The organism is Peptoniphilus indolicus ATCC 29427 (assembly GCF_000227315.1).
GTDB classification, from domain to species: Bacteria; Bacillota; Clostridia; order Tissierellales; family Peptoniphilaceae; genus Peptoniphilus; species Peptoniphilus indolicus.
On the sequence record NZ_JH165061.1, the window covers coordinates 1,107,741 to 1,116,864 of the forward strand.

Here is a 9,124-nt window from a genome sequence, read left to right on the forward strand (position 1 = left end):
ATATTATCAAATTTAAAGTTTCTCTCAGCTAAAATTCTTCTCATTTTTTGTCCGACAAGCCCTGTCGCACCAAGTATTGCTAAATTTATCATCTATTTCCTCCCGTCTTTTTAAGTATTTTAGCATTATAATAACTATTTTTCAATATCATATATTCATTAACTTATACTTATAATTTTAAATGAGTGGTATAATAAATCCAAAAGAGAAAGGGAAAAGTTGATGATAAATATAGCATTTTTAGGATATGGCACAGTTGGGAAAGGTGCATACAAGATAATTAATGAAAAGAAAAGTGAAATAGAGTACTTTGTAGGCGATGAAGTAACAGTAAAAAAAATATTGAGAAGAAATATAAATGTTACCACAGAAGATGGAAGAGCAATTTTCACTTCTGATTTTAATGAAATTGTAGATGACGAAGATATAAGTTTAATTGTTGAGATGACAGGAGATTTAAAATCAAGTTATGAGTATATAAAAAGAGCTCTTGAAAACAAAAAACACGTTATTTCAGCTAATAAAGCAGTTGTAAGTGAATATTTTGATGAGTTTAATAAATTAGCTGATAAAAATGGGGTATCATTTTTATATGAAGCCGCTGTTGGAGGAAGTATTCCAATAATAACTCCATTAAAGAGCCAAGCTATCATAAATAAAATAAATAGAGTGCGAGGAATTTTAAACGGCACTTCTAACTATTTGTTGAGTAGAATGTATAACGAAGGAAAATCTTATTCAGAAGTTTTAAAAGACGCTCAAGAACTTGGATATGCAGAGAGTGACCCATATGATGATGTGGAAGGCGTAGACACTCTTAGAAAGTTGACAATATTATCTACAATTGCATTTAATGGCATTGTAAAAAATGAAGACATTTTGAGATTTGGTATATCTAAGATAAATGATACAGATATCGAATATTTAAAGTCTAAGAATTTAAAGGTTAAGTTAATGGCAGAGAGTGTGCTTGAGAGCGAAGCTTTTTCAGCCGTGGTAGAACCTGTTGTCTTAGATGAGAGAGATAATTTATACAATATCGAAGGCGCGGATAATAGTGTGGAAATTTTTGGAGAAAACTACTCTTCACTTGTATTTAAAGGCGAAGGCGCTGGAAGTCTACCGACTGGGAATGCAATTGTTTCAGATGTGATTGATGTGCTAAGAGGAGCGGCACTAAAAGTTAAAACGGATGAGAGTTTAATTTGTAGCAATAAAATAGATGCTAAGTACTATGTCAGAGTTCCAAAAGATTTTAGTTTAGATGTTGAAGTTGAATCTGAAGAAGTTATTGGAGAATATAAGGTATTTAAAACTGAGAATGTATCGAGAGAAACCCTAATTGAAAAATTAAATTGTGAAGATTATTTTATGGCGAGGTATGAAATTTAAATAAAGGTCGTGATAAATTGAAAATAAGTAATGAAGCAATGGAGTATTTAAATAAAAATAATGCTGATTATATAGTTATAAACTCTGAAATTTCTTTTGATAGAGTCGCGTCATGTTGTGCAAATGCTGTAAATCCAAAATTTGATATGAATGTAAGTTTTGGAAACGGCACAGTTGATGAGAAAAATTATGTTGTAAAACAGTATGAAGATAAAAAATTTATATAGGTCAAAAGGCTGAAGAACTTATCGGAAATGATTTTATAATAACATTGAAAAAGAGTTTATTTTCTAAAAAATTAATTGTAGAAAATTTTGAAGCTATAGATTTAACTCACGTTGAAGATATGAAAGGTAAGATAGGAGGCTAAATTGAAAGTTTTTATAACAAGTAGAGTACCTAAAGAAATTTTACAGAGAATTGAAAATTTGTGTGAAGTTGATTATGAAGATTCTAATATACCGTTAAAAAATGATGAGATAGTCGAAAGACTTAAAGGTGTAGAGGTCTTGATATGTCCGCTTTCAGATAAGATAACAAGAGAAGTTTTAGAGAGTGAGAATGCTAAAAATTTGAAGTTGGTTGCAAATTATGGCGCTGGATATGACAATGTGGATATAAAAGCTGCGAGAGAGAATGGAATTGATGTGACAAATGCTCCTGCGCCGTCATCTGCAGTTTCTACTGCTGAACTTTCTTTTGCTCTAATGCTTGCAACTGCAAGAAAGATAGTGCAAGGCGAAAAGAATTTAAGAGAAGGTAAATTCTTTGGTTGGAGACCAACTTATTTTCTTGGTGAGGAACTAAAAGGGAAAACTCTTGGTATAATAGGTATGGGAAATATAGGCAAAAATCTTGTAAAGAGAGCATTGGCATTTGATATGAATGTAATTTATTATTCAAGAAATAGAAAAGAAGACATAGAAGCTTTAGGAATAGAGTATTTATCAAAGGATGAAGTGATAAAAAATTCAGATTTCTTGTCTTTACACACTGCTTTTTCTCCTGAGTTAAAGCATATGATAGGGGAAAGAGAATTTAAGATGATGAAGCCTACGGCACATTTGATAAATGCAGCAAGAGGACCTTTGGTTGATGAAAAAGCTCTTGCAGAAGCTCTAAAGAATAAAGAGATACGTTCAGCGGCGCTTGATGTATATGAATTTGAGCCTAATGTTACAGAGGAATTGCTTGAATTAGATAATGTTGTATTAGCTCCACACCTTGGAAATGCAACAGAAGAGGCAAGACTTGAAATGGGAAATGCAGTGGCAGATAATTTAGAGGATTATATTGCCAAGAGAAATTTAAGGAATAGGGTGAATTAATGAAAATTGGAATTGGGTCAGACCACGCAGGGTTTGAATTAAAAGGAAAATTGAAAGAACATTTAGAAGCTAAAGGCTATGAAGTTGTAGATTATGGAACACATTCGCTTGATTCAGTAGATTATCCTGACTACGGAAAAGCTGTTGCAAATGCAATTTTAGCAGAAGAAGTTGAAAAAGGAGTTTTAATTTGTGGAACAGGAGTTGGAATTTCAATTTCTGCGAACAAAGTAAAGGGAATTAGAGCTTGCGTATGCTCAGAACCATATTCAGCAAAGATGAGTGTAAGACATAACAATGCTCAAATAATTGCAGTTGGCGCTAGAGTTGTTGGCGAAGACCTTGCAAAGCTAATAGTTGATGAATTTTTAGCAGAAGAATTTGAAGGTGGCAGACATCAAAGAAGAATCGACAAGATGCTGGAAATAGAAAAATAATAAAATGATTTTATTACGCTCTCCAATTTTTAAAAGTTGGAGAGTTCTTTTATTTTAAAGGCTTTCAAAAGTGAGTTAATTCAAGTATACTTTCTATAGTATGAGGAGGGCGTATGAACAAAATTATAACTAAAATTATTTTAATTGTATTTATCTTTATGTTGATACCAACAAAAATTTTCGCATCAAATTTTGACACAGAAAAGATAAATGACTACACAAAGTGGTTGAGAAATTATCAAGATGGTTACAGAATTCAAGTGCCGGTAAATTCTGAAATCGAAATGAAGAGAAATTTGCTGTCTACAGAAATTAACTTCTTTGATGTGAATATGAAAATTTTTATTCAAGATTTGAACAAAGACTTCAACTATGAAACATATGAGTATTATTCACTAAGAGGAGTAAGAAACACTAAAGAACATAAAGTATCATTCGATGGAAAAGTTAGCACAAAATTGGGGAATATGCACAAGATAAAATTCACAAGACAACACTTAAGTGCAATTGAAAATGACAAACCTAATTATATGATACTGTTTAAAAACTTAGGAGGAAAAGCTCTTACAGTTATGATTAAGAGTAGCACACCGATAAATGAAAAATTGGTTGTGCCAATGGTGGAGTCAATTAAGTTTGATGTTGCAAAAAATCCTAAAGCTCCTGAAAAAGTGCCAAATAGTATGAAAGATGGAAACTTTGATAGACTTCTTGATAAGAAGACATTGGAAGTATATCAAAAAGATTTTAATTCAGAGCATCCGACAACTTGGGGATTGTATTCAGTGGATTTTTGGAGATTTCCAGACACTACAAATGTTGAGTCAGAAATAGGACATAAATTTAAATATGCATTGGTGTATCACGATTTTAGTTTTCCAAATTCTCAAGTAAAAGATGCACTTGATGTGGCTATGATACAAGAGAAGACAGTTGAGTTAACTTTCCAATCTCAAATAGTGGACGGAGAAAATCAAACCTATGATGTTTTAGATGGAAAGTACGAAAATTATTTCAGAGAGCTTGCACGAATGATAAAAGTTAAAAAGTTGCCTATTTTATTTAGAATAGGAAATGAAATGAACGGAGATTGGTGCGCTTACTCAGCTTACAATACGGGGCTTGATTCTGATATTTACAGAGAATTCTATAACTACATCTACAAAATATTTGAAGAAGAGGGAGCAAATCCATATATATTATATGTGTTTAACCCAAACGGCAGAAATTTCCCAAACTTTAATTTTAATGACGGTTCAGAATACAGACCAAGCGTTGAGAAATACGACATAGTTGGAATGACACTTTACAACACCGGAAATTATTATTCATTTGAAAAATGGGAGACATTTGATGAACTCTATACACCACTTTATAAAAAAATGGTGAATTCATACGACAAACCACTTATGATAACAGAGTTTTCTTCTTCAACAGTTGGAGGAGATAAAGTCAAATGGACTAGAGATATGTTTGAGGCTTTAAAAAAGTTCGACAAGATAAAAGTGGCTATTTGGTTCAGTGGAACTGACTTAGATGAAAACAAAAATCCTGCAAGAACCTATAAAATTGATGAACCAAAAGAAGTGTTGCAAGTGTTTAAGGAAAATTTACCAAAGAATAGATAAATTGAAAAAATAAACTTTGTTTATAAAATCAAAAATATAAAATTGGCCTATAATTTAATTATAAGCCAGTTTTTATATTTAAAAGAAAGATGAATATTTAGTAAATAGTCATAATAAAAGGTTTATGATATAATCTATATCAAATCAATGAAAACGAATTCTCAAGGTTATTTATTATAAAGAAGTTATATAGTGTAATTTATGTGATAATCTAACTTTATAAAAAATTTAGATGCATTAAAATTTATTTAAAATATACAGTGATACCATAAAAATAGTGATTAGGGAAATATGGTAAAATTTATTGATAGTACTTAGGAGGAAATATGAAAAATCTATCAAAGAGAACTATTGTTTATATAGGATTATTTATAATTATATTTGCTATAGGATTTAGTAAAGTTTATATGAAATATTATAATAGTGATAAAAAAATTATGAGTGATGTTTCAAAATATATGGTTGAAGAGAATGGAGAGAGATACTTCAACTTAGAAAAAGCTAAAAAAGATAGAGTTAGAGAAAAAGTAATAAATTTAGGAAATTTAGTAAATGATTTAGCTGATGTTTGGGAATTTAGAAATTTAGAAGAAACAGAAGATAATAATGTATCTAAGAAAGTAATATATGGGAATTTTTGTGGAAAAGATAATAATGGATGGGATAAAAATCCTATTGATGATTTAGATGCAGCTTGTAAAGGATTTGCTAAATGCTCTTTATACAACAAAGATAACACGGGTTGTAGTATCCAATTTTGTAAGGAATTAGATTGGGTGATAGAATTTGCTCAAGATGGGAGTAGGAAAAAAGAATATGCTATGGCATTAAGAGTTTTGTTTGGATATAAGAATCAATGAGTTTTTATAAAACAATTATTAATGAAAGAGATTTAAAGATAATTTACCAAAGAATAGATAAATTGAAAAAATAGTTTGACTTTAATTTATTTAAGTGTTAGAGTATATACAATTTAAAAAAACAGACGATTGTAAAAGAGGCTGCGAATTTCATCAGTAAGAAATGAAAGGGGAATTCGCCGAAGGGAAACCTGGGGATGCGTAGAATATGCGTATAACTGTCTATCTAAGAGTGCCCGCTTTTGGATAGAGGTGCTTTTACAAATCGGGGGCGAAAGTAAACCATGGTGCTTTTGCTCATGGTTTTTTTGTATTTAAAGGAGGGATTATGAAAAGAGTTGTTATGAAGTTTGGCGGCAGTTCAGTTGCCACAATAGAAAAGATAAAGAAAGTTGCGGAGATTTTAAAACGTCGAAAAAACGGAATGAACGACATAGTTTGTGTAGTATCAGCCATGGGAGATACTACAGATGAACTACTAAGCCTTGCTGGAGCACTCTCTAAAAATCCTTCAAGACGTGAACTAGATATGTTGCTGGCAACAGGAGAGATGGTTTCAGCTTCTCTACTTGCAATTGCGTTAAACGAAATTGGAGAAAAGGCGATAGCTTTAAATGGAGCTCAAGCGGGTTTTGAGGTTAAAGGTAGATATGGATTTGCAAAAGTTGTTGATGTAAATACTTCGAGAATAGAACGCGAGTTATCTGAAGACAACATTGTAATTGTTACTGGGTTTCAAGGTATGAATTCTAAAGAAGATTTTTCAACTTTGGGAAGAGGTGGCTCGGATACTTCGGCTGTTGCAATAGCTTCGAAACTTGGAGTGGATTGTGAAATATACACTGATGTAGATGGGATATACACAGTTGACCCAAGATTTCACAGTGAGGCGAAGAAGTTATCAAAAGTATTTTATGATGAAGCTATGGAGATGGCGCACTTAGGTGCAAAGATAATAGATCCAAGGTCTGTTGAGATTGCTAAAAAGTACGGAATAAGAATTTACGTTGCGCTTAATAGTGCAAATGTGTTGGGAACATATATAGGAGAGGAAAACGTGGAAGAAAGTATAATTTCAAATTTATCTGTTCAAGATAATATTTTATTAGTGAAAAAGACTTTAAGGAATGAATCTGTTGCTGAGCTATTTTTAAATTTGGCTAAGGAAGATGTAAATATAGACATAATTTCAAAGATGGACACTGAGGGGAAAACTCTTGTAAGATTCACATCTGTGGTGGATGAAAGAGATTTGATTGAAAAAGTTGCTGACGATTTTGAATTTGTAGAAAATGTTTCAAAGGTTAGCATAATAGGAAATGCTATGAGAAATCAACCGGGAGTTGCAGCGAGAGTATTCGATTTATTAAATTCTAACGGAATAAATTTTCACGGACTTTCAACTTCTGAAATATCAATTTCAATAATTGTGGATACGTTGGTAAAAGAAAAAGTTATGAGTTTATTGATTCGTGAATTTGAACTGTGAGGTGCGAGATGAGTATTTTTAGAGGTAGTGGAGTTGCATTGGTTACTCCTTTTAATGAAAATGGCAGTGTAAATTACGGTGTGTTGGATGAGTTATTAGAGTATCATTTGGAAAACAAAACTGATGCAATTGTAATAGTTGGAACAACAGGTGAAGCTTCAACTTTGACAGACGAAGAGCAAGTTGAAGTTGTAAAGTTCACAGTAGATAAAGTAAATAAAAGAATACCTGTAATAGCTGGGGCTGGTTCAAACGACACAAGACACGGAATAAATTTATCAAAGATGATAGAAAATGTTGGAGCAGATGCCCTACTTCAAGTTACACCATACTACAATAAGACTTCTCAAATGGGACTTTTAAAACATTATGAAGCAATGGACAATGCTGTAAATATACCAATGATAGCTTATTCTGTTCCAGGTAGAACTGGAATGGGAATAACGCCTGAGAGTGTAGTTGAAATTTCAAAGATGAATAATTTTGTAGCACTAAAAGATGCGACTGGAGATTTGGGATACACAGCAAAGGTTGCTTCTATGATAGATGAAAATTTTGATATCTATTCAGGAAATGACGATGTAGTTTTACCGCTATTATCTCTTGGAGGTATAGGAGTTATATCAGTTTGGGCAAATATTTTTCCAAGGGAAGTACATGAGATGTGCGAAGCATTTTTCAACGGAGATATTTTAAAAGCAAGAGAAATCCAACTTAAGTTTAAAGAATTTATAGACGCATTATTTATGGAAGCAAGCCCTATTCCATTAAAAGCTGCAATGCAAATTTTAGGTTATGAAGCTTGTAACTTGAGATTACCACTTTATGAAGCGAGTGAAAATACTAAAGAAACACTCTCAAGAATTTTAAAAGGACTTGGTAGGTTATGAGAATATTTTTAGTTGGGATAACTGGTGCTATGGGAAGTACAGTGCTGAGTTTAACAAATGAAGTTGTTGCTGGATATGCTTCTGAGTCAAAATATATCAATGGTATAAAAGTATACGATAAATTTGAAGATGTAGCAGAAGAATTTGATGTAATTTTAGATTTTTCTAATAGAAACATAACGAACGATGTACTTTGTTTTGCAAAAAGAGTTAAAAAACCACTTGTGATTGCAACAACAGGTCTTGATTCAGAAATAGAGGGCAAAATTTTAGAATTGTCGAAAGAAATATCAATTGTATATTCTAAAAATTTCTCTATGGGAATGAATGTAATGAGCGAAGTGGTGAAGGTATTGACGAAAGCTTTAAAAGAATTTGATATAGAAATAATAGAAAAACATCACAATCAAAAAGTTGACGCACCTTCGGGAACGGCGAAAATGTTATTTGACTCAGTAAAAGAAGAGAGAGAAAATGCAGAGGCTGTGTATGACAGAACACAGATGAGTGAGAAGCGAAAAGCTGAAGAGGTTGGGATTTCAGTAGTAAGAGCAGGTAGTATAGTAGGAGAACACTCAGTTATATTTGCGGGACTTGATGAAGTTTTGGAGATAAAGCATCAAGCGGGTTCTAAAAAGATTTTTGCAAGCGGAGCTTTAAAAGCTTGTGAGTTTATAGTTGAAAGAAGTAACGGAATTTATGATATGAAAGATGTAATGAGGGGATAAAGATGATAAAAGTAGGTATAGTTGGATATGGAAATTTAGGTAGGTCATTAGAAGCTTTAATTGACTTAGAAGAAAATATGGAGCTTGTTAGAATTTTTACAAGAAGAGACCCTAATTCTATTAATAATGAAAGAATGGAGTCTTTGAAAAATATTTTAGATTACAAAGACAGAATAGACGTCATAGTATTAGCTCTTGGTTCAGCAATAGATATTCCTGAAATGGGGCCTGAGATTGCAAAGAATTTTAACACAGTGGATTCATTTGACACTCACGCAAAAATTCCGGAATATTTTAGTGAGATGGATAGAATTTCAAAAGAAAATAATTTAGTTTCTTTTATTTCAACAGGCTGGGACCCAGGTTTTATTT

9 protein-coding genes, 1 pseudogene and 1 riboswitch are annotated in these 9,124 nt (G+C 32.0%); all 10 genes and pseudogenes read left to right on the forward strand.

Annotated elements, in window-relative coordinates:
- The first annotated feature begins 222 nt into the window (after positions 1-222).
- Positions 223-1,392 carry a homoserine dehydrogenase gene (locus tag HMPREF9129_RS04970; protein ID WP_040552339.1) on the forward strand — a complete coding sequence of 390 codons (1,170 nt, stop codon included), beginning with the start codon at positions 223-225 and terminating at the stop codon, positions 1,390-1,392.
- 17 nt (positions 1,393-1,409) lie between these two features.
- Positions 1,410-1,619 carry a hypothetical protein gene (locus HMPREF9129_RS04975; RefSeq protein ID WP_004821009.1) on the forward strand — a complete coding sequence of 70 codons (210 nt, stop codon included), beginning with the start codon at positions 1,410-1,412 and terminating at the stop codon, positions 1,617-1,619.
- A gap of 144 nt (positions 1,620-1,763) precedes the next feature.
- Positions 1,764-2,720, forward strand: coding sequence for an NAD(P)-dependent oxidoreductase (locus HMPREF9129_RS04980; RefSeq protein ID WP_004821012.1), 957 nt, complete (start codon positions 1,764-1,766; stop codon positions 2,718-2,720).
- Positions 2,720-3,157 carry a ribose 5-phosphate isomerase B gene (gene rpiB / locus HMPREF9129_RS04985; RefSeq protein ID WP_004821013.1) on the forward strand — a complete coding sequence of 146 codons (438 nt, stop codon included), beginning with the start codon at positions 2,720-2,722 and terminating at the stop codon, positions 3,155-3,157. The genes HMPREF9129_RS04980 and rpiB overlap by 1 nt, the downstream gene beginning before the upstream one ends.
- A gap of 113 nt (positions 3,158-3,270) precedes the next feature.
- Positions 3,271-4,785: a glycoside hydrolase family 26 protein gene (locus HMPREF9129_RS04990; RefSeq protein WP_004821015.1), complete on the forward strand. Its 1,515-nt coding sequence runs from the start codon at positions 3,271-3,273 to the stop codon at positions 4,783-4,785.
- A 326-nt stretch (positions 4,786-5,111) separates the two neighbouring features.
- Positions 5,112-5,645 (forward strand): phospholipase A2 family protein, encoded by a 534-nt coding sequence (locus HMPREF9129_RS04995; RefSeq protein ID WP_004821016.1) that lies wholly within the window; start codon positions 5,112-5,114, stop codon positions 5,643-5,645.
- A gap of 127 nt (positions 5,646-5,772) precedes the next feature.
- Positions 5,773-5,911, forward strand: a riboswitch (Lysine riboswitch).
- 62 nt (positions 5,912-5,973) lie between these two features.
- Positions 5,974-7,134: an aspartate kinase gene (locus HMPREF9129_RS05000; protein WP_004821017.1), complete on the forward strand. Its 1,161-nt coding sequence runs from the start codon at positions 5,974-5,976 to the stop codon at positions 7,132-7,134.
- An 8-nt stretch (positions 7,135-7,142) separates the two neighbouring features.
- On the forward strand, positions 7,143-8,024 hold the full coding sequence (gene dapA, locus HMPREF9129_RS05005) for a 4-hydroxy-tetrahydrodipicolinate synthase (RefSeq protein ID WP_004821019.1): 882 nt from the start codon (positions 7,143-7,145) through the stop codon (positions 8,022-8,024).
- Positions 8,021-8,752 (forward strand): 4-hydroxy-tetrahydrodipicolinate reductase, encoded by a 732-nt coding sequence (gene dapB / locus HMPREF9129_RS05010; RefSeq protein WP_004821020.1) that lies wholly within the window; start codon positions 8,021-8,023, stop codon positions 8,750-8,752. Before dapA ends, dapB begins: the two co-directional genes overlap by 4 nt.
- 2 nt (positions 8,753-8,754) lie before the next feature.
- A pseudogene (locus HMPREF9129_RS11670) lies at positions 8,755-9,124 on the forward strand (diaminopimelate dehydrogenase); the annotation flags it as partial.